The following is a 767-nucleotide window of genomic DNA, read 5'->3' as shown; positions in this document are numbered from 1 at the left end:
AGCTTACGGAACATTTCAACACCAGTACAAGTAGAACGAGTTGTATCATTGATACCAACAATTTCTACTTCGTCATTGATGCGGATGATACCAGCTTCAACACGACCAGTTACAACAGTACCACGGCCTTGGATTGAGAAAACGTCTTCGATAGGCATGATGAATGGCTTATCGATGTCACGCTCTGGCTCTGGGATGTAAGAATCAAGTGCATTTGCAAGCTCAACAATCTTATCTTCCCACTCTTTCTCGCCTTCTAACGCTTTAAGCGCAGAACCCGCGATTAGAGGTAAGTCATCACCTGGGAAATCGTATTCTGAAAGAAGTTCACGAACTTCCATTTCTACTAGCTCAAGTAGCTCTTCGTCATCAACCATGTCACATTTGTTCATGAACACGATGATGTAAGGAACGCCAACTTGACGAGAAAGAAGGATGTGCTCACGCGTTTGTGGCATAGGGCCATCTGTCGCAGCAACTACTAAGATCGCGCCATCCATTTGAGCAGCACCAGTGATCATGTTTTTAACATAATCGGCGTGACCAGGACAATCTACGTGTGCGTAGTGACGTGTAGGAGTATCGTATTCAACGTGAGACGTTGAAATAGTGATACCACGTTCGCGCTCTTCTGGAGCGTTGTCGATTGATGCGAAATCTTTAGCAACACCGCCGTATACTTTTGCAAGTACGTTAGTGATTGCTGCAGTTAGTGTAGTTTTACCGTGGTCAACGTGGCCGATTGTACCAACGTTTACGTGCGGTTT

The 767-nt window shown here is 45.2% G+C and carries 1 protein-coding gene; it reads right to left on the bottom strand.

Annotated elements, in window-relative coordinates; translation table 11 throughout:
• Positions 1–767, bottom strand: a 767-nt coding sequence (locus tag H5090_RS21110) for an elongation factor Tu (protein WP_182696630.1), incomplete at both ends; no start/stop codon positions are given.

Origin of the sequence: Pseudoalteromonas sp. SR43-5, assembly GCF_014163835.1 — a bacterium.
Taxonomy (GTDB): Bacteria; Pseudomonadota; Gammaproteobacteria; order Enterobacterales; family Alteromonadaceae; genus Pseudoalteromonas; species Pseudoalteromonas distincta.
The sequence above is the reverse complement of the archived record's forward strand: the minus strand, read 5'-3'. Positions and strand labels throughout refer to the sequence as shown.